Here is a 20,567-nt window from a genome sequence, read left to right as displayed (position 1 = left end):
CCCGGCAGTGATTACCGGATATTATCCTTTAATTCCGCGAAGTTACTGGCCAGCATCCATCCTGAAACGGCAGACTCTCGTCAGATTGTCTGCCTTTATCTCAAATTCATCATCAACAGGTCAGACCGGCAATGCAAATAACAATTAATAAAACAACCAGGTGAAAAAATGAAATTCGCCGTCCTGCCGGCCTGCATCCATGATTTACAGTGGAATACCGGGGTTAATGGTTAAGCCACTATTATCATTATTCAGCATACAACCCTTTTTAACATGGTCGAGCAGCCAGACCGAGGTCACCGAGTGGCGGTCAGGAATGTTCACCATGCAGATCACGCTGTCATGCGGCGCGCTCTGGGAGAACCCCTGCTGCAGGGTGGCCTCGCGGTTGGGCTGCAATCCCAGGGTCGATGGGTTGACCCGCAAAATCAGAACAACATTTTTACCGTTACTGTCAGATCCGGACGTGTGTGTAGTTTCATAAAAAAGCTGACCAACAATGATCAAAGAGAGAGCAACCAGCGTGAGGTATCTCCAGCTTGCGCCGAAGTTGACCAGATCACGCATACGGGTAAAGGGTCCTTTTTTGACATCCGGCACTGTCTGAGCAGGCTCGGTGGGTGCGTGTTGCACGATGGACTCACTTTCCACACTCTGTGTTTCAGGCTGATGACTGACTGCCACCTGCTCTTCCGCCACCGGCAATTCAGCCTGGGGCAGCACGGTCTCTACCGGGGCGGAATGGTGCTGCGCGGCGCGCGGCTCCTCCACGGGGGCGGTAGGCTCACTTGGCCGGCTCTCCTTTTTCTGGGTACCCGGTTTAGTATTAAAATCTAATGCTTCATCTTCGTTCAGGAAGTGAAATAACTCTTTTCGATCTATCTTATAACCAACGCGCGGGATGGTTTTAATCAGGACGTGATCCTCATCACCAATTTTTTGCCGAATCGACTTAATTGTCTGATTGATAGTGGAATCAGAGCAGTAGGTCCCCTTCCAGATATTTTCGATGATTTCGGCTCGGGTGACCAACTCAGGCGAACGGGCAAATAATAGTGAAAGGATCTGGTATTCCTTCCAGCGCAAATGAGAGATTTCATTTGGCGGGATGAATACATCCAGATTCTTTATGGTTAATTTATTATAGTCACTCATGCGCTTTTCCTTCATCTTTGCTCATATCCAGTAAGCTTAAGAAATATCGTATTATTTCCGTACCCAATCCCTTGTGGGCTCTGGTGTGTGTCGAAATAAAATGGTTAGTGTGGCTGCCCTGTTGTGGCTCCTTTTTGAGCATCTACCGCCAGATTGCCATAAATTCATTAAAATAATTATGTACAACAGTAATAGCGCGCAAAGGGTAATTATTCCATTGAGAATAGTCGCAATTCTCTAATGCTTTGGCCCTTCCAAAATTCATGAAAAGCCATAATCAACAATCTGTTCACAAATCAGATACTATCCCAATGGTTCTTAATGTAAAACGCTCACCCCATAAATAGGATTTATCCCACTAACAGGAATAGCAATCATTTAAAATATTTATGACCCTCGATTCATCACCTCCGCTCATTTAACTCAAACAATTGTGATACATGCCTCACATTTTATTGTGAAAATTAAATGAAGTTATCAACAAACATAATACTATCCATTGATTTATAAGGATTTTTTAAGAAACACCTAAAGTGAAATCCCTTTATTTATGTGAAATTTGATAAAAAAGATTTTATACAAATAAAACATTAAGCCTGCTAATTTTAGATAAGGCCCTGGCTGGTGCAGAATACCCACACTAAAAATAGGAATTTATTGCCAGGGCGTTGTAAAAAAGAATGATTCTCGATTTAAAGAAATTCCTGCGCTTTATGCAGCAGCGATGCTTTGGTAATTACACCTAATAAGTGGCGATTTTCGGCATTATCGAGTACCGGCAACCGTTCCAGCGGTGAATCGGAGAGCAGCGCCCACGCTTGTTCATAGCGCGCATCCTGATATACCGTGGTGAACTCCTTAATAATGAAGGGCGTAATTGTGGCCTCGGCGGCCAGTGACCCCTCCATGATGCCGGTGGCCAGATCGCTGGTGGAGACCACGCCCAGGAACCGCCCCTCCCCGCTAATCACATAAACAAAGCGCGTCTTCTGCTTCAATCCCTCGCGCATCGCCTCGGCGGCGGTGGCGCTCTCCACCACGAACGAACACTCCCGATTCATTAGCGGCCCGATGGTGCCGGTCTCAAATTCACTCTTCGCCTGGAAGCGCGCATTGTGGCGATTGAGCACCGGATAGGCCCCGGCCGTGGCAAAGCAGCTCGCGACAACATAGGAGATGGCGGTCGCCAGCATCAGCGGGAACAGCAGCGAACTGTTCAGCGTCATCTCAAACGCCATCATGATCGACATCAGCGGCGCATGGCTGGTGGCGGCCAGCATGGCGCTCATGCCGATGGCGGCATACAGGCCCATCGGGCCGGGGTCGATGCCGAGGGCGTGCAGGCTGGCACACACCAGCGCCCCAGCGGCCGCCCCCACCAGCAGCGAGGGGGTGAACAGCCCGCCCACCGCGCCGGAGCCGACGGTCAGCGCCGTCGCCAGCACCTTGAGCAGCAGCAGCGCCAGCAGTGGCGTCGCCAGATCGCCGCCGTTGAGCAGGCGGTCAATCACCTCAAAGCCATTGCCCAGCACCAGCGGTGACACCATTGCCACGCCGCCCACCAGCACCCCGCCCAGCCCCAGCCGCCACACCGGATGGGCAATCGGGCTGAAGGCGCGGCGGGCCAGCTCAATAATAGAGAGGAACAGCGGCCCGGCGACGCCAGCGGCCACGCCAATCAGCAGCACCGTCAACAGCGCGCCCGCGCCCGGCTCAAAGGTGGCAGCGGCATAGAAGTAGAGGGGCGCGTCACCGGTCAGGGAGCGCACCGTCAGCACCGACACCGCCGCCGCGATAAACAGCGGAATCAGCCGCTGCACCGCCGTCACGCCAAAGGCGATCTCCGCCACAAACAGCGCCCCGGCCAGCGGCGCGTGGTAGACCGCGGCCAGCCCACCGGCCGCCGCCATCGCAATCACATCGCCACGCCGTACCGTCGGCAGGCGCGCGCCCTGTGCCAGCAGGCTGCCGCTCAGCGCGGAGAGCTGCACCATTGCCCCCTCCCGGCCAATCGACCCGCCACTGGCGATGCTGGCCAGCGAGGAGAGGCCGCGCCACAGCGTGCCCTGCGCGGGGATGCCCGGCAGGCGGCGATCGATCACCTCCAGGTAGTCCGGGGCGCTGCCCTGACGCGCCTCTACCCGCCGCGCCTGCCACAGCAGCGCCCCGGCCACCAGCCCACCGCAGCCGGTGATCAGCGGCCAGATCCAGCGCGGATACTCCAGGAATGCGCGCGTGATATCGGTTCCATCCTGGAACATAACACCATTAACGGCGGAGATAGCCTCCCGGAACAGCACGGTGACCAGCGCGGCAATGATGCCGACCGGCAACGCCAGGAGCAGATTAAAAAAATCACTCTTATTCCATGAATCAAAGGCTTTCAACGTCATGTATGCTCGTAGCTAAGGGATTATTAGTAGATCTCTACCGGCATAATGCCATAAAAAACAGTGGGGGCCTCATCCACTCTCCGGCGCTGGAACACTTTCGGAATCGGTGAAGGAAGCCGCTTGGCGGGTCTCGCGCAATCGCCATACCTGGCACCGGTGGGTGCATGCTCTCACTGTTGGGCGCAACATCCTGTCAGCAGTTGCTCAGCATCCTTACAGGGTAATGCGAACTTTCTGAAAGTAAAATAGATGATCACAGTTCAAAACAGGCTAAACAACAGAGTTAAATTTTAAGAGCAAACCTCCCCACACCCCACTTAAGTCATGATGAAATTCCGCTAAAACCCAAAGCATTTTTCTAAAATTTCACCAAACCACATGGTTTTTCTGCTGAATTCGCACAAAAAAAAGCACGGCCGCCTGCTGGGCGGTTCCAGCGGGCGGCCGTGCGGCGTGCCATTGGGTGTGTCAGAAGGTGCGGGTTGGCGGCGCGCTGGCGGTCAGCGGCGACTCCAGCGTCAGGGTGATCCAGTTCGACGTGACGCGCTGCTGCTTCTCATCCTCCAGGGTGACGGAGAGGCGATAACTGTTGCTGGCACCGGGGGTCGCGTCCCAGGCGGGCATGATAATGCTCCAGCCATGCGGGTCATCATTGTCCTTCGGCGGCGTCAGGCTAAGCGCCTGGGTATCGCCCTGCCAGCTAAGCGCGGTGATGCGGTACTCGGCATGGATCTGTACCTTCAGCGCCAGCACTTCACCGGGGCGCAGCGTCCAGGGCGGCGTCGCCAGAAACACGCTGAGGCTCTTGCGCTGGGCAAACTCCAGCACGGGCGTGCTGTTGCGCTCCACCGCGTCAAAGCGGCTGCCGCGCAGCGAGTTGGCCTCCGCCACATAGGCGGGCGAAAGCTGCTGCTTCAGCGGCACCCCCAGCCGGTAGCTCAATGACAGCCCCACCTGATCCTGATTGGTGCCGCTCTCCCCCTGCTGGTGCTTGGCGGTGAGGGTCACCAGCGGCACCGGCGTATAGTTGAGGCCGAGCGACACCGCCACTGGATTGTTCTGCCGGGTGCCATCGCCCAGCAGGTCAACGTTGTCGCCCAGATACTGCTCATAGCTGAGGCTGGCGCCCAGCTGGCGGTAGAAGGGCAGGTAACCCTTGGTGGTGATGTCATAGCCACGCGCCTGCCGCCGCACCTCAGTGGTGCTGTCTGGCACGCGGATCATGCCGCTCAATGGGTGGTAGTAGTTGGCAGAGATGTGCAGGAAGTCCGTCCACGCCTCCGCGCCGATGCTGCCGCGCATCTGCTCCTGCTCAAAATCCCGGTCGAGGAAGGCGTTATAGCCAAACAGCCAGCGGCCATCCGCCCAACGTTGGCCGACGCCGACGTTGCCGAGCGTCAGGTCGCTCTGGTCAATCACCCCCACCTGGCTGTAGGTCACCTGATCGCCACTCTCATACAGCGGGCTGAACAGCTGGCTGTTGGTGCCGGTGAAACGCCCGTCATTGACCGTCAGGCCGATGCTGGCGGTGCCGAGCGGCGACAGGAAGGCGCTGGCATCCTTCTGCACCAGCTTTGCCGCCTGCGTCAGCGCCAGATTGCTGGCCTGCTCGCCCAGTGACTGGCTGCTGCTGCTGTCCACCTGCTCGCCAAAGTTTTTCGCCAGCGTCGCCAGCTGCGTTTCGGTATAGCGCGGCGTGCTGGGGGTGCTGCCCAGCTCCGGCAGGCCCTTGGCCATCTCCTGCACGGTGGCGGCATTGAACATGGAGTTGTCGTCGCCGGCCGGGGCGCTCTGGTCGGCATGGGCCAGCGGGTGCAGGGCATCCTCCGTCAGCGCCATTGCGCTGCCGGCATCGCTCAGCATCAGTAGGGCCACACAGAGGCGACATCTGGAGGGGGAGAGAACGTACTTCATTACCGTCATCTTAATTAACAAGCGCACTATCCTAACGAATGTGAGCAAAAAAACAACTATTGCTGTGATTGTCTTTCTACGCCTGTCTGCTGGCACGCCAAGGGGTTAAATAATGTGCTACGGCACGCCAGAGTGATCTATGCTGTGTAAGCCGATGTTTTTACCCGTTGATAGATAAGGAGTTCTTATGCGTCTTCCTGCCCGTTGCGCGCTGGCCGCCAGCCTGCTCGCCAGTACCCTCGCCGCCCTGCCAGCCGCTGCCGCGCCCTTTACCCTCAGCTCCCCTGACTTTGCCGACAACAGCCTGCTGGCGCAGAAGTTCGCCGGGGCCACGCCGGGCAACGCCTCCTGCACCGGGGAGAACCTCTCACCGGCGCTGGCGTGGGAGAATGTGCCGCCGGGCACCCAGAGCCTGGCGCTGCTGGTGTATGACCCGGAGGGGCGCAACGGGCTGGGTGTCAGCCACCTGGTAGCCTATAACATCCCTGTCGATGCCAAAGGTTTCGCGCAGGGCGACCTGACGCACGGCAAGGGCTTCACCGGCGGGCCGAACAGCCGCAAGACGCTGGCCTGGCACGGCCCCTGCCCGCCCGCTGGCTCTGGCTACCACCACTACACCTTTACCCTGATCGCCACCGACCTTGCGCCGGATGCCCTGCCCGCCGGGCTGGATCGTGAGCGGCTGATGAGCTCGCTGGAGGGCCATGCCAAGGGCGCGGCCGGGCTGATTGGCCGTTTCGGCCAGTAAGCTAGCCCGCCACCACCCCCTGTTGCGCCGGGCTGGCGACGCCCGGCGCACGGTAGCACGTCACCACCTCACCAATAATCAGCAGGCTCGGCGACGGCGGTTGCGCCCGCCGTACCGTCTCCGCCAGCGTCGCCAGCGTGCACGTCCACACCTGCTGGTCAGTGCGGGTGCCGCGCGCCACCACCGCCACCGGCATCGTGGCCGCCATGCCATGCGCCATCAGCTGCTGCGCCAGCGGGTCGCAGTGGGTCAGCCCCATGTAGCACACCAGCGTCTGCCGCTCCGCCACCAGCGCCCGCCAGTCGAGATCGGGCGCGCCGTCGCGGCCGTGGCCGGTCACCAGCCGTACCGACTGGGCACAGGCGCGGTGAGTAAGCGGAATGCCGCTGGCGGCGGCACAGCCCAGCGCGGCGGTGATGCCCGGCACCACCCGGCAAGCAATGCCAGCCTGCTGCAACGCCGCCTGCTCCTCGCCGCCGCGGCCAAAGATGAAGGGATCGCCGCCCTTCAGCCGCACCACCCGGCTGCCGCCCTGTGCCAGCGTCACCAGCAGCGCATTGATCTCCGGCTGCGGCAGGGTGTGGCGGCCGGGCGTTTTGCCGACGTCTATTCGCAGGGCGGTGGGCGGGGCCAGCGCCAAAATCTCTTCCGAGACCAGCCGGTCATAGACCACCACCTCTGCCTGTTGCAGTACCCGCAGTGCCTTGAGGGTCAGCAGCTCCACGTCCCCCGGCCCCGCGCCCACCAGCCACACCTCGCCCGCCGCCGTGGGGCGCTGGCAGAGGCTGTTGAACAGGGCGGCCATCCGCGCCGCCGGATCGGTCATGTTGGCGTAATTCATCACACTCCCCCTTGGGCTGCGTGGCAGCCCAGCAATTTTTTCAGTTCCGGGCGGCAGGAGCCGCATTGGGTACCGCACTTCAGCGCCGCGCCCAGCGCCTCCAGCGTGTCGCAACCGGCCGCCACCGCCTGCCGGATGGCCTGTTCCCCGACGCCCACGCAGCTACAAATAATGGCGCCACGCGGCGCGTCCGCACCCGGCGCACGTCCGGCCAGTAGCGCACGCCGCGCCGCGGCCCCCTCCGGCGGCGTGACAAAGGCTGCCACCACCGCCTCACGGTCTATCACCGGCAGGCGCTGCGGGTGCAGGTAGAGCGCCGCCTGCAACACCCCCTCACGCCAGCCAAGCAGGTGGCACGCCTCTCCCATCCAGGCCGGTTGCAGCAGCAGATCGTCGCCGCACAGGGCGCGCAGCCAGCCAGCGGCATCCGCCAGCGGGGCGATGTCCGCCACGATGAAGTGGCTGACGCCCGGCTGGGTGACGCGGCTCCAGTAGCCGACCGCCGGTGGTGGCGCGCCCTCGCCGCGCAAAAACAGCTCCGCCTGCCAAACCGCTGGCCAGCGCTGCACCCGCACCGGCGTGTATTTGCTCTGCGGCTGGCCGGAGACCGGGTCAACCTGAGCCGCCACCAGCGCATTGACCCGCGCCTGCGCGCTAAACTGGCGATTCCAGTGCATCGGCACAAATAGCGTGCCGCGCGGCTGCCCAGCGTCGGCCTGCGCCCGCAGCAGCAGCCAGCCGCGGGGCGAGCTGACGCGCACCAGATCGCCGGGCGCGATGCCCGCCATCTCATCCGGGTGGAGCAGGCAGAGCGGCTCCGGCATGTGGCGCATCAGCGCCGCCGCCTTGCCGGTGCGGGTCATGGTGTGCCACTGGTCGCGAATGCGGCCGCTGTTCATCACCAGCGGGTAGCCCGCGGCCACCGGCAGCGCGGGCGGCCGCACCGCCAGCAGCCGCGCCTTGCCATCCGTGTGCCAGAAGGCGCGATCAGGACGCGGCAGCGCCGGTAGCGGCCAGCGCTGCGGGGTGAGATCGCGGTACTGCGCCGGGGTGAGCGTCGCCAGCGCGCTGATGTCAAAGGCGCGCTGGCCGTGGTTCTCAAAGCCGGAGAGCGCCGCATGCTCAACAAAAATCTGCTGCGGATGGGTGTAGGCGAAGGCGTGGCCGTGGCCCAGCCGTCGCGCCACCTCACTGATGATCCACCAGTCAGCGCGCGCCTCGCCCGGCGGCGGCAGGAAGGCGCGCTGGCGCGAGATGCGTCGCTCCGAATTGGTGACGGTGCCCTCCTTCTCGCCCCACGCCAGCGCTGGCAAACGGATATGCGCCAGCGCGGCGGTGTCGGTGTCGCGCATTACCTCAGAAACAATCACCAGCGGGCAGCGCGCCAGCGCCTGCCGGGCGCGGTCGGCGTCCGGCAACGACACCAGCGGGTTGGTGCCCATGATCCAGATCGCCTGCACCTGCCCGCGCTCCAGCGCCTCAAACAGCGCGGTGGCGTTCAGCCCCGGCGCGTGCGTGACGTTGTCACTTCCCCAGAAGCGCCCGACGCGATCCACCTCCTCCGGGCTGAAGCCCATGTGCGCCGCCAGTTGGTTGGCCAGTCCGCCCACCTCACGGCCGCCCATCGCGTTGGGCTGGCCGGTCAGTGAGAAGGGGCCGCAGCCCGGCCGGTTGATCTGCCCGGTTGCCAGATGCAGGTTGGTGATGGCATTAACCTGATCGGTGCCCGCGCTGGATTGGTTGATGCCCATTGAAAAGAGCGTCATCAGACGCGGGGCGGCGGCCACTTGCTGGAAAAAGGCCACCAGCTCAGCCTGCGCCAGCCCGCACGCCTGCGCCACCCGCGTCACCGGCCACGTCGCCGCCTCGGCCAGCGCCGCCTGCGCCCCCTCGGTGTGCTGGCTTAAAAAGGCACTGTCCAGCGCGTCCTGCTGGTGCAGCCAGTGCAGCAGCCCGTTGAACAGCGCGATGTCACTGCCCGGCCGCAATGCCAGATGGCGGTCGGCCAGATCGGCGCTGGCGGTGGCGCGCGGGTCAATCAGCACCACCTGCATCTGCGGCCGCTGCTGTTTGGCGGCCACCAGCCGCTGGTAGAGCACCGGGTGCGCCCAGGCGGCGTTGGAGCCAACCAGCAGCACCAGATCGGCCCGATCCAGATCCTGATAGCTGCACGGCACCCAATCCGCGCCAAACGCCCGCTTGTGTCCAGCCACTGCCGAAGCCATGCAGAGGCGCGAGTTGGTGTCCATGTTGCCCGCGCCGATAAAGCCCTTCATCAGTTTGTTGGCGACGTAGTAATCCTCGGTCAGCAGCTGACCGGAGCCGTAGAAGGCCACCGCCTGCGGGCCGTGCGTCGTGATGGTGTGGTGCAGGCCGTCCGCCACCTGCGCCAGCGCCCTCTCCCAGCTCACCGGCACGCCCGCCACCTCTGGGTAGAGCAGCCGACCTTGCAGATCGAGCGTCTCCGCCAGCCGACTGCCCTTGACGCAGAGCCGCCCGGCGTTGGCCGGGTGCTGGGCGTCGCCGCTGATGGTCACGCGGCCCTCTGTCACCTCGGCGCGTACGCCGCAGCCGACGCCGCAGTAGGGGCAGGTGCTGCGCAGCGCCGCCATCATGCGGTCTCCGGCACGGCCGCCGTCACTGGCTGGCGGCAGACCCAGATGCGCCCCTGCTCAATGCGCACCGGCCAACAGGCCAGCTGTACGCCGGGCTGGTCGAGGCTCACGCCGTCGCGCAGGCGGAAGCGCTGTTTATAGAGCGGTGAGATCACCACCGGTTCGCCCTGCACGTCGCCGGTCAGGCCGCGCGCCAGCACATTCGCGCCGCTGCCCGGCTCGCGGTTCTCCAGCGCGAACACCTTCTCTGGCGTGTGCGGCAGGTGGAACAGCGCAATCTGCTGCGCACCCAGCCGCGCCGCCCGGCCGCCCTCCGCGGGGATGGCCGCCAGCGCCCCCACCTCCTCCCACCCCTCGCCGGGCGGGCTGATGGGCACGGCCACTGGCGTGTCAGCGGGACGCGGCTGGCCGCGCTCCTGCACCTGCACCACTGCCTCATCCGGGCGATCGCTGTTGAGGAACGGGCGGAACTGCGCCCGCTCGCTGGCGGAGTCCAGCGTGGTACGCCACTCGCACTGGTAGCTCGCCACCACCGCCGCCATCTCCTGCTCCAGCTCGGCGGCGATGCCGAGGGCGTCATGCAGCACCACATTGCGCAGCATCTCCAGCCCGCCCTCCAGATTGTCGCGCCAGACGCTGGTGCGTTGCAGCCGGTCGGCGGTGCGGATATAGAACATCAGCAGCCGGTCGATGGTGCGGATCAGCGTCTCGCGATCGAGATCGGCGGCCAGCAGCTCGGCGTGGCGCGGCTTCATGCCGCCGTTGCCGCAGACGTAGAGGTTCCACCCCTTGTCGGTGGCGATGACGCCAATGTCCTTGCTCTGCGCCTCGGCGCACTCGCGGGTACAGCCGGAGACCGCCATCTTGATCTTGTGCGGCGCGCGCAGCCCCTTGTAGCGGTTCTCCAGCTCAATCGCCAGGCCGGTGGAGTCCTGTACGCCGTAGCGGCACCAGGTAGAGCCGACGCAGGATTTCACCGTACGCAGCGACTTGCCGTAGGCGTGGCCAGTCTCAAAGCCCGCCTCCACCAGCGTTTGCCAGATCTCCGGCAACTGCTCCAGCCGCGCGCCGAACAAATCGATGCGCTGGCCGCCGGTGATTTTGGTGTAGAGGTTGAAGCGCTTCGCCACCGCGCCAATCGCCAGCAGGCCATCCGGGGTGATCTCGCCAGCCGGGATGCGCGGCACCACCGAATAGGTGCCATCTTTCTGGATGTTGGCGAAGTAGCGGTCGTTGGTGTCCTGTAGCGGCCGGTGCGGCGCAGCCAACAGGTAGTCATTCCAGCAGGAGGCGAACAGTGAGGCCGCCAGCGGCTTGCAGATCTCGCAGCCGTGGCCGCGGCCATGCTTCGCCAGCAGCGCCGGGAAGGTGCGGATCTGGCCGACGCGGATCAAGTGGTACAGCTCCTGCCGCGACCAGGGGAAGTGCTCGCAGACGTCGCGCTTCACCTCCACGCCCTGCGCCGCCAGCCCAGCCTCCATCACCTGTTTCACCAGCGCCGAGCAACCGCCGCAGCCGGTGGCGGCCTTGGTGCAGGCCTTGATGCCCGCCATGTCGCCACAGCCGTCGCCCACCGCCGCCAAAATGTCCCCCTTGCTGACGTTATGGCAGGAGCAGACCTGCGCGCTGTCGGGCAGTGCCGCCACGCCGAGCGCCGGGGCCGCACCGGCGCTGGCTGGCAGGATCAGGCTGCCCGGCTGCGTCGGCAGCGGCAGGCCGTTGAGCATCATCTGGTGCAGCGTCGGGTAGTCGCTGCTGTCGCCCACCAGTACCGCGCCCAGCAGCCGCGTGCCATCGGCGGAGACCACGATCTTTTTGTAGATCTCCGCCGGGCCATCCACCCAGCTGTAGCTCTGGCTGCCGGGCGTGGTGCCGTGGGCATCGCCGAGCGAGGCGACCTCCACCCCCAGCAGTTTCAGTTTGGTGCTCATGTCTGCGCCGGTGAAGGCGCTGTCACCACCGGCCAGCGCGTCGGCCAGCACCCGCGCCATCTGGTAGCCGGGGGCCACCAGCCCAAAGATGCGCCCCTCCCACAGCGCGCACTCGCCGAGGGCGAACACCGCCGGATCGGAGGTACGGCACTGGTCATCAATCACGATGCCGCCGCGCGGGCCGACCGCCAGCCCGCTGTCACGCGCCAGTGCGTCACGCGGGCGAATACCGGCGGAGAACAGCACCAGATCGCTCTCCAGCGCGCTGCCATCGGCGAAGCAGAGGCGGTGGCGCGCCTGCTCGCCGTCGGTGATGCAGGTGGTCTCATGGCGGGTGTGCACCGCCACGCCGAGCGCTTCGATCTTGCGCTTCAGCAGCGCCGCGCCGCCCTCATCCAGTTGCACCGCCATCAGGCGCGGCGCGAACTCCACCACGTGGGTCTCCAGCCCGAGCTGCGCCAGCGCGTGGGCCGCCTCCAGCCCCAGCAGCCCGCCGCCAATCACCACCCCGCGTGTCGCGCCCTGAGCGCTGGCGGTGATGGCTTCCAGATCATCCAGCGTGCGGTAGACCAGACAGTGCGGGCGGTCGTGGCCGGGGATCGGTGGCACAAAGGGGGCGGAGCCGGTGGCCAGCACCAGCAGGTCGTAAGGGGTTTCATGCCCGAGGCTGTCCGTGACGCAGCGGCGCACGCGGTCAATCGCCGCCACCGTGCAGCCAAGCCGCAACTCAATGCCGTGACGGGCGAAGAAGCCCTCCTCCACCAGCGAGAGCGAGGCGGCGCTGCGGCCACCGAAAAACTCTGACAGGTGCACGCGGTCATAGGCGGGCATCGCCTCCTCGGCGCAGACGATAATCTGGTAACGGCGGTGCAGGTTGCGCGCCACCAGTTGCTCCAGCAGGTAGTGGCCGACCATGCCGTGGCCAGCCAGCAGCAGCACCGGGCGTTCAGAAGGGATCGTGGTCATCGGGTTGCTCCTCTGCGGGACGGCCCCGGCCGCCCCCAATGTGTCAGCGCCAGCCGCCGGAACGGCCAGCAACAGGGTGTCTGTGACCGGCTGCCCGAGCCGGTGGTGGTAGGCCGTGGCGTCATCGGTGTCGCCGTAGAGCATCACGCCGCGCAGCTGGCCCTCGCGCACCAGCAGGCGGCGGTAGTGGCGCGCCAGCGGGTCGAAGGTGTGGTGCAGGGTGTCGCCGGGATACGCGGTGATCTCGCCGCTGGAGAAGGCCGCGATGCCAGTGACTTTCAGCCGCGTCGGCAGCGGCGACGGCTGCCACGCCCCGGCAGGTTGGCCAGACAGCCGCGCCGCCAGCACCTCCGCCTGCTCCCGGCATGGCGCCACCAGCCCGGCGGTGAAGTCGCCTACCTGCGCGCACTCGCCGACGGCCGAGATGGCCGGATCGGCGGTCGCCAGTTGGTTATCCACCTGAATGCCGCGCCCACAGGCCAGACCGGCATGGGCGGCCAGCGTGGTATCCGGGCGCGCGCCGAGGCAGGCCACCGCCAGCACCGCGGGCAGGGTGTCGCCCTCGGTGAGCGTCACGCCAGCCAGCGCGCCGTCGCCGTGGAAGGCCGCCGCCTCGCAGCCCAGACGCAGCGTGATGCCGCGCCCGCGCAGATCGGCGGCCAACAGCGCACCGGCCTGCGCGTCAAGCTGGCGCTCCATCAACGTGGCGTGGCGGTGCACCAGCGTCACCGCCATGCCGCGCTGCGCCAGCGCCGCGGCCGCCTCAATGCCGAGGATACCGCCGCCCAGCACCAGCGCCGGTGCGCCGGGCTGGCAGTGCGCCAGCATCTGTTCCACATCCGCCAGCGTGCGGAACCCCATCACCCCCGGCAGCGCATGGCCCGTCACCTGCGGCCGCACCGGCTGCGCGCCGGTCGCCAGCACCAGATGGTCATAGGCCAGTCGGCGCTGGGCGGTAATGACCTGTTGCTGCGCGCGGTCAATCCCGAGGGCGCGCTCACCGGCATAGAGCGTGACACCGTAACGCGCATACCATGCCAGCGGGTGCAGCAGCGTCTCCTCGGCGCGCTGCTCGCCCGCCAGCACCGGCGAGAGCAGCACCCGGTTGTAGTTGCCGTACGGCTCCGCGCCCACCACGCTGATGGCGTAGCGATCCGGGGCCAGCCGGCAGAGCGTCTCCACCAGATGCATCCCGGCCATGCCATTGCCAATCACTACCAGCCGCTCTCTCATCTTGCCTCCTCAGGCCACGCTGGGCTGTTTGGCATAGAGGAACTGCAAAATCTGCTGGCGGCCATGCAGGTAGGTAGCGTCTTGTGCCAGCGCCACCCGCGAGCGTGGGCGTGACAACGTCACCGGCAGGATCTGCCCGACGTGGGCGGCCGGGCCGTTGCTCATCATCAGCACCCGATCCGAGAGCAGCACCGCCTCATCAACGTCATGGGTGATCAGCACGATGGTGGTGTGCAGCCGCTGCTGGATCGCCATCACCGCGTCCTGCAAGTGGGCGCGCGTCAGGGCATCCAGCGCGCCGAACGGCTCGTCCATCAGCAGCACCTTGGGTTTCATCGCCAGCGCGCGGGCGATGCCGATGCGCTGCTTCATGCCGCCGGAGATCTCCCCCGGCCGCTTGTCGCGGGCGTGGCCCATCTGCACCAGCGCCAGATTGTGCTCGATCCAGTCGCGCATCTCCGCCCGGTTCATCTGGCCGCGGAACACCTGATGCACCGCCAGCGCCACGTTCTCGTAGCAGGTGAGCCACGGCAGCAGCGAGTGGTTCTGGAACACCACGCCGCGCTCCGGGCCGGGGCCGTCAATCTCGCGGTTGTCGCACAGCAAGACCCCCTCGCTCGGCCGGGTCAGGCCAGCGATCAGGTTGAGCAGCGTCGATTTGCCGCAGCCGGAGTGGCCAATCAGGCTCACCGTCTCACCAGCGGCAATCGAGAAGCTGACATTGTCCAGCGCCAAAAAACTGCCTTGCGGGGTGGTGAAGCGCTGGCTGACGTTCTGTACCTCAATCAGGGGATGGGTCGGCATGGCTCTCTCCTTAGCGGGCGTCATAGGTAAAGCGGCGGGCGATGGCCATCAGTCCCTGCTCCAGCAGCAGGCCGACCACGCCAATCACCACGATGGCGATGATGATGTTTTCCACGTTCAGGTTGTTCCACTCGTTCCACACCCAGAAGCCGATGCCGACGCCGCCGGTGAGCATCTCGGCAGCGACAATCACCAGCCAGGCGATGCCGATGGAGAGGCGCACGCCGGTCAGCACATGCGGCAGCACTGCCGGGAACAGGATGCGGCGCATCACCGTCAGTTCGTTGAGCTTCAGCACCCGCGCCACGTTGAGGTAGTCCTGCGGCACCCGCGCCACCCCCTCGGCGGTGTTGAGGATCATCGGCCAGATGGAGCAGATAAAGATGGTCCAGGTGGAGGCCGGTTCGGCGCGCTGGAACAGCAGCAGGCCAATCGGCAGCCACGCCAGCGGACTGACCGGGCGCAGCAGTGAGATCACCGGGTTGAGCATCCGCGCCAGAAAGGTGAAGCGGCCAATCAAAAAGCCCGCCGGGATGCCGACCAGCGCCGCCAGCCCGAAGCCGATGCCGACCCGTTGCAGCGAGGCGATAACGTTCCAGCCGATGCCCTGATCGTTTGGCCCGGCGTTGTAGAAGGGATCGGCGAACAGCGTGCGCGCCGCCTCCCAGGTGGTGAGCGGCGTCGGGAAGCCGTGGCTGTTGAGCGCCGCCACCTGCCACACCACCAGCAGCAGCGCCATGCCGAGCAGGCCGGGGATCAGGCGTTGCAGCAGCGGGCGCAGCCGGGCCGGGCGCGGGCGAACCGGCGTGGCCGGGTTGAGCGGGATGACGGTCGCGCTACTGGCGGGCGGCCGGGCGGACTGTGGTTGCAGGTTGCTTTTCATCTCATTCCCCTATCGTTTGATGGTGAAGCCGTTGGCGTAGCCAGCCGGGTCGCGGCCGTCCCATACCTTGCCGTCAATCAGTGTGCTGCGGCGCATCTCGCCGGCCGGTACGCTGATGCCCAGCGCGCTGGCCGCCTGACGGTAGATCGCCGTGCGGTTGATCGCCTGCGCCACGCCGGTGTAGTCCGGGTCGGTTTTCAGCAGCCCCCAGCGGCGGAACTGGGTCAGGAACCAGATGCCGTCCGAGAGCCACGGGTAGTTCACCTCGCCGTCGGCGAAGAAGCGCAGCGGGTGCGCCTCCTGCCAGCGCTGGCCGAGGCCATTCTCATACTCGCCCTGCATCCGCCCGGCGATCAGCGCCAGCCGGGTGTTGATGTAGGCGCGCGCCGTCAGCACCTGTGCCGTCTCCTGACGGTTGGCTGGCGAGGCATCAATCCAGCGCGCCGCCTCCAGCACCGCCGTGGTCAGGGCGCGCGCGCTGTTGGGGTGGTCACGCACCCACTCGTCACGGCAGCCCAGCACCTTCTCCGGGTGATCCGGCCAGATCTGCTGGCTGGTGGCGGCGGTGAAGCCGATGCGATCGGCGATGGCGCGCTGGTTCCACGGCTCGCCGACGCAGAAGCCAGCCATGTTGCCGATGCGCATGTTCATCACCATCTGCGGCGGCGGCACCACCACGTTGCGCACGTCGTTGAACGGGTGGATGCCAGCGTTCGCCAGCCAGTAGTAGAGCCACATGGCGTGGGTGCCGGTCGGGAAGGTGTGGGCAAAGGTGACGCTGCCCGGCGCCTGTGAGCGGATCCAGTGGTGCAGCGCCTGCGGATCGGTGGCGCCCGCCTGTTGCAGCGCCTCGGAGAGGGTGATCGCCTGCCCGTTCTGATTGAGGGTCATCAGCAGCGCCATCGGGTGGCGCGGGCCAGCCAGCCCCAGTTGCAGGCCATACAGCAGGCCGTAGAGCACGTGGGCGGCATCCAGTTCGCCGGAGACCAGCTTGTCACGCACCGCCGCCCAGCTCGCCTCCTTGCTTGGCAGGATGCGGATGCCGTGCTTCTGGTCGAAGCCCTTCACCGCCGCCATCACCACCGGCGCGCAGTCCGTCAGCGGGATGAAGCCGACCCGGATCTCGCGCTGCTCTGGGGCGTCACTGCCCGCCGCCCAGGCGGCATTCAGCACGCCGGGAAGCAGCAGGCCGCCGCCCAGTGCCGCGCCGCCTGCCAACAGGCGGCGGCGGGAGGGGGAGAACGGGCGGGAGGTCACTCGCGTCATGGTGGTTCCTTCTCAAGGGACAAAAACAAAAAAAGCGTCCGGTTACTGCACAGCCTGCGCTGTGCAATAACGGACGCCTTTATCCGGGAGCCCCACGTTTTCGCCGCCATTAGCGAAAAGGGGTATCAATGAAATGCAAGGGGTGTGCCACTTCGTAAAACAGCCTTAAATCAGCGGCTTGGCATCAATGCCCCCGCCTGCCGCGCGGCCGTTGCCCCATCAGATGGCAATCCTTGCCCTGAACAGGGGCATTCAGCCGGGCGGGGCCAGCATGTCGCCCACCGCCAGCAGTGCCTGCGCGATCTCCACCAGCTTTTTGTTCTGCGCCATCGCCAAATCACGCAGCGCCTTGTGCGCCGCCGGTTCGCTCAGGCCGCGGTGTTGCATCAGCAATGCCTTGGCGCGCTCAACCTGCCGCCGCTCATCCAGCGTGGTACGCAGCGTCGCCAGCTCCGCCGACAGCCGTTGCAAGTGCTGAGCCTGCTCCTGAATCACCTCCAGAATCGCCCGGCCCAGCGGCGGGCTGACGCCATCGGCCTGATAGCGCGCCTCGCCGTCGCCCGCTGGCAATAGCAGCGCATAGCCGCCTGCCGCCAGCGGCGCGAGGCTGAGATGCTGGCGCGCCAGCATCTGCTCCGCCTCCGCCAATGCCTGCCGGCAACCGGCGGTCAGCGCCTCCGCCAGCCCCTCCTCCACGCTTTTCATCGCGTCGATGCGCGCGGTGGCGATCTCGAACCACGGCTGCGCCGTCTCCGGCGGCAGCGGGCCACGGCCGGTGCAGAGCGCCCGCCGCAGCCGCTCAAAGGCCGGGTTGCCCTGCCCCGGCCCCGCCTGCCAGCTGGCCAGCGCCGCGCGGTCGGCAAACGCCAGAAAGGTCTGGAGGCAGCGCTCCTGGCCGTCAATCAGGTCGATCAACTGCTGCTGCGCCGCCGCCTCCAGTTGCCCGGCGGCAAAGCCCGCCGCGCCGAGCGCCCGCTCCTGCCCCGCCAGCTCCTTGCCCTGCATCAGGCCAAACAGCGCGATCAGCGCCTTTGAGATGGCCGGGTTGCCGCAGCCGTCGGCGGCCTCAAACACCACGCCCAGCAGGCGGGCGATGATGTCGCTGTAGCGTTGCAGCGCCGCCGACGGCGCGAGGCGTTGCGCCGCCACCGCCTCGCGCAGCGCTGGCAGCCCCTCCAGCCCGTGCAGCGCACCCGCCACCCGGTTAAACAGCCGACTGAGGTTGCCCGCCTGCGGGTGGGCGCGATCCAGTCGCGCCAGCGGCGGGTGGATCGCCTCCAGCGCCCGGTCAGCGGCAAGGATGCGCGCCGGTAGCTGGGCCGCCGCCGGGCTGGCAGGGTTGGAGAGGTGGATGTTGCTCAGGCCGCGCTCGCGTTGCAGCGCGTGCACCAGCGCGCTGACCGCCGCCACCAGCGTGCCGGTGTGCAGCAGCTGGCGCAGGCCGGCAATCTCACTCTGTTTTGAGGCGAGGATAAAGTCTTGCGCCCGCAAGCGGGCTGGGGTGGGGGTCATCAGCCAGCACTCCATCAGCAAAAGCCAGGAGCACTGTGCTGCAAGAAGCGTGCCGGGTCAGATCTGGTAGTCGCCCACCGTCTCCAGCTGGCTGGCGAACACCTTCTCCTTGATCTCAGTCAGGGAGAGCGCCGGGTTGCAGAGTTGGATGAACTGCCAGGCGAAGTTGCGCTGCAACTGGCTGCGCTTTAGCCCCAGCCAGACAGTGTTGGCGTCAAACAGGTGCTCGGCGTTGAGGTAGATCAGCCCCTGATCGCGGGCGCGATCCTCGGACATGTCCGCCACGATGCCGACGCCCAGCCCCAGCTCGACATAGGTCTTGATCACATCCGAGTCCTGCGCGCTAAGGGTGATGTCCGGTGTCAGGCCAGCGTGCTTGAAGGCGGCGTCTACCTTGCCGCGCCCGGTGATGCCGTGGCGGTAGGTGATCAGCGGCAGCGTGCTGAGTTGCTCCAGCGTTACTGGCGTGCCCTGCTCCGCCAGCGGGTGCCCGGCCTGCACCACCACCGCGTGGTGCCAGCGGAAATAGGGGAAGGCCGCCACATCCTCATCGCTCATCAGCCGCTCACTGGCGATGCCGATGTCCGCCTCGCCGCTGTGCAGCATCGCGACAATCTCCTCCGGCGTCGCCTGATTGAGGGTCAGGCGCACGCGTGGGTAGAGGCCGCGGAACTCCTTAATGATGCGTGGCAGGCTGTAGCGTGCCTGGGTGTGGGTGGTGGCGATGTGCAGTTCGCCATTGTCGCTGTTGCTGAAGACATCGGCCAGCCGGCGGATGTTGCCCGCGTCATTGAGGATGCGCTCCGCCACCACCAGCAGCTCCTTGCCCGGCTCGGTCATGCCGAGCAGCCGTTTGCCGCGGCGGATGAAGATCTCAATCCCCAGCTCCTCCTCCAGCTCGCGGATATGGCGCGAGACGCCGGATTGGGAGGTGTAGAGCGCGTTGGCCACGTCAGTCAGGTTGAAGCCGCAGCGCGCGGATTCGCGGATGATTTTTAGCTGCTGGAAGTTCACGATTTATCTCCTTATGCATCCTTCAGATAAGCCTATAGATACGGCGGAATAGGCCTGATGCAAAAGAAGAAAAACGCAACACTTATGCCATTCTGCGCTAAAGGGAATCTGAGAATCTACTCTTCTGGCTTTTTTTCAGTACAATCAGGGCGCTGAGTCAATATAATTGGGCTAAATGAATTCGCATTCGCGTTCCGTTAGCGCTAAATATATCCGTTCAAGAAGTGAGCCGGACAACAAAGAGGACATTGTGAAAACACGCATCATGCTGGTACTGTTGACAACGCTGGCGCTTAGCGCCTGTAAATCCGGCCCGCTGCACAAGGATGGCCCGGACGACATCATCACCAGTCAGGTCGGCGACCTGACGCTCAAGCACCGCCGCGCCATTGAGGTGCCGGCCAGCCTGAAACCGATTAACCAGCCATACACCAGCCTGTATGCCGCCAGCATCATGACCCGCCCGGACTACGGCGGCCAGGTGGTGGGTTACCTCACCAATGCCAAGCCGTTTTACGTGATTGGTCAGCCGAACAACCGCTGGCTGGCGATCAGTGAAGAGAAGGAGGGCAATCTGGTTGGTTACGTGCCCTTCAACGCGGGGGTGCCAAGCACCCACTATCAGGCGACCCTGCGCCAGGATCGCCCGCGCCGCGTGAAGGCGAAAAATGACTGCGTGACGGTCGGCGAAGACAGCAAAGCCTGCAAGGATGCGTCCGAGACCTGGATCATCGAGTGAGTGACCGGGTTGACCTTCACCCTGGATTTTAAGAATAAGTAAAAATTCTAATGAAAAGCAGTAAAAACTCTATTGGTATTTGTTTAAAATCGCTGCTGGTTTTGGTGGCGGTAAATGTTGGCTCCGGTGCCCGGGCATCAGACAACGCAGCAACCCTCGCGATCCATCCAGCCGAACCCGTCCAGGAGGCGCTGTTCCGCAACTGGCTGTTTAGCCGCTGCATTGCCAAGGCGGACAGCGCCAGCGCGCTCTCTGCGGACGCCCACCGGTCGGCGGCCCTGTATGCCGGGAAGAGCCTGCTGCCCGCCGCGGCCTATAGCGCGGGCGATGCCCTGATCGATCGCTTCCTCGACCGCCCCTTTGCCGGGCCGGTGGCGGGAAGCTATCACACCGTCGCCTGTATCGACCTCTACCACAGCGGGGAGGCGGGCCGCCTGTTTGCCCGTTTCGCCGCGCAGCTTGACCAACCGTAACCCATAAGGGTGCGACCGGCCGGCCGCCGTCAGCCGGCCCCGGCGCCATTGCGCGGGCGGATGCCCGGTGGGGCGCCCGC

At 64.9% G+C, this 20,567-nt stretch carries 14 protein-coding genes; 3 read left to right on the top strand and 11 right to left on the bottom strand.

The features are described from left to right. Nucleotides 1–204: 204 nt before the first annotated feature. The 3 genes from C1N62_RS07245 to C1N62_RS07235 all read right to left on the bottom strand — a co-directional run bounded on the left by C1N62_RS07245 (nucleotide 205) and on the right by C1N62_RS07235 (nucleotide 5,411). On the bottom strand, nucleotides 205–1,155 hold the full coding sequence (locus C1N62_RS07245) for a winged helix-turn-helix domain-containing protein (RefSeq protein WP_137762991.1): 951 nt from the start codon (nucleotides 1,153–1,155) through the stop codon (nucleotides 205–207). A gap of 692 nt (nucleotides 1,156–1,847) precedes the next feature. Beyond that, complete coding sequence (locus C1N62_RS07240; RefSeq protein ID WP_137762990.1) at nucleotides 1,848–3,548, bottom strand: chloride channel protein; 1,701 nt, start codon at nucleotides 3,546–3,548, stop codon at nucleotides 1,848–1,850. 468 nt (nucleotides 3,549–4,016) lie between these two features. Further along, on the bottom strand, nucleotides 4,017–5,411 hold the full coding sequence (locus C1N62_RS07235) for a YchO/YchP family invasin (protein WP_137764941.1): 1,395 nt from the start codon (nucleotides 5,409–5,411) through the stop codon (nucleotides 4,017–4,019). A 238-nt stretch (nucleotides 5,412–5,649) separates the two neighbouring features. Here C1N62_RS07235 and C1N62_RS07230 point away from each other — a divergent pair, with 238 nt between their 5' ends. Continuing rightward, entirely contained in the window at nucleotides 5,650–6,210 is a 561-nt protein-coding gene (locus C1N62_RS07230; RefSeq protein WP_137762989.1) for a YbhB/YbcL family Raf kinase inhibitor-like protein, read from the top strand. 1 nt (nucleotide 6,211) lies between these two features. Here C1N62_RS07230 and cobA read toward each other — a convergent pair whose 3' ends face one another. The 8 genes from cobA to cbl form a co-directional block, all read right to left on the bottom strand. Further along, nucleotides 6,212–7,015, bottom strand: coding sequence for a uroporphyrinogen-III C-methyltransferase (cobA, locus tag C1N62_RS07225; protein WP_137764940.1), 804 nt, complete (start codon nucleotides 7,013–7,015; stop codon nucleotides 6,212–6,214). Nucleotides 7,016–7,050: 35 nt separating this feature from the next. After that, nucleotides 7,051–9,666, bottom strand: coding sequence for a nitrate reductase (locus C1N62_RS07220; protein WP_137762988.1), 2,616 nt, complete (start codon nucleotides 9,664–9,666; stop codon nucleotides 7,051–7,053). Next, nucleotides 9,663–13,796, bottom strand: coding sequence for a nitrite reductase large subunit NirB (nirB, locus tag C1N62_RS07215; protein ID WP_137762987.1), 4,134 nt, complete (start codon nucleotides 13,794–13,796; stop codon nucleotides 9,663–9,665). Before nirB ends, C1N62_RS07220 begins: the two co-directional genes overlap by 4 nt. Before the next feature lie 9 nt (nucleotides 13,797–13,805). Further along, nucleotides 13,806–14,600 carry an ABC transporter ATP-binding protein gene (locus tag C1N62_RS07210; protein WP_137762986.1) on the bottom strand — a complete coding sequence of 265 codons (795 nt, stop codon included), beginning with the start codon at nucleotides 14,598–14,600 and terminating at the stop codon, nucleotides 13,806–13,808. 10 nt (nucleotides 14,601–14,610) lie between these two features. Continuing rightward, nucleotides 14,611–15,483, bottom strand: coding sequence for a nitrate ABC transporter permease (ntrB, locus tag C1N62_RS07205; protein WP_137762985.1), 873 nt, complete (start codon nucleotides 15,481–15,483; stop codon nucleotides 14,611–14,613). Between the two features lie 9 nt (nucleotides 15,484–15,492). After that, nucleotides 15,493–16,749 carry a CmpA/NrtA family ABC transporter substrate-binding protein gene (locus tag C1N62_RS07200; RefSeq protein WP_137762984.1) on the bottom strand — a complete coding sequence of 419 codons (1,257 nt, stop codon included), beginning with the start codon at nucleotides 16,747–16,749 and terminating at the stop codon, nucleotides 15,493–15,495. A gap of 252 nt (nucleotides 16,750–17,001) precedes the next feature. Further along, nucleotides 17,002–18,261, bottom strand: coding sequence for a nitrate regulatory protein (locus tag C1N62_RS07195; RefSeq protein ID WP_137762983.1), 1,260 nt, complete (start codon nucleotides 18,259–18,261; stop codon nucleotides 17,002–17,004). 57 nt (nucleotides 18,262–18,318) lie between these two features. Further along, nucleotides 18,319–19,275 (bottom strand): HTH-type transcriptional regulator Cbl, encoded by a 957-nt coding sequence (gene cbl, locus C1N62_RS07190; protein ID WP_137762982.1) that lies wholly within the window; start codon nucleotides 19,273–19,275, stop codon nucleotides 18,319–18,321. 250 nt (nucleotides 19,276–19,525) lie between these two features. Here cbl and C1N62_RS07185 point away from each other — a divergent pair, with 250 nt between their 5' ends. Together C1N62_RS07185 and C1N62_RS07180 are read left to right on the top strand one after the other, a co-directional pair. Further along, nucleotides 19,526–20,014 (top strand): hypothetical protein, encoded by a 489-nt coding sequence (locus tag C1N62_RS07185; RefSeq protein ID WP_137762981.1) that lies wholly within the window; start codon nucleotides 19,526–19,528, stop codon nucleotides 20,012–20,014. A 104-nt stretch (nucleotides 20,015–20,118) separates the two neighbouring features. Next, a complete protein-coding gene (locus tag C1N62_RS07180; protein WP_168195831.1) occupies nucleotides 20,119–20,487 on the top strand; it encodes a T6SS amidase immunity protein Tai4 family protein in 369 nt (122 codons plus the stop codon). Nucleotides 20,488–20,567: the final 80 nt, after the last annotated feature.

The sequence above is a fragment of the Nissabacter sp. SGAir0207 genome (genome assembly GCF_005491205.1).
Classification (GTDB): Bacteria; Pseudomonadota; Gammaproteobacteria; order Enterobacterales; family Enterobacteriaceae; genus Chimaeribacter.
The sequence above is the reverse complement of the archived record's forward strand: the minus strand, read 5'-3'. Positions and strand labels throughout refer to the sequence as shown.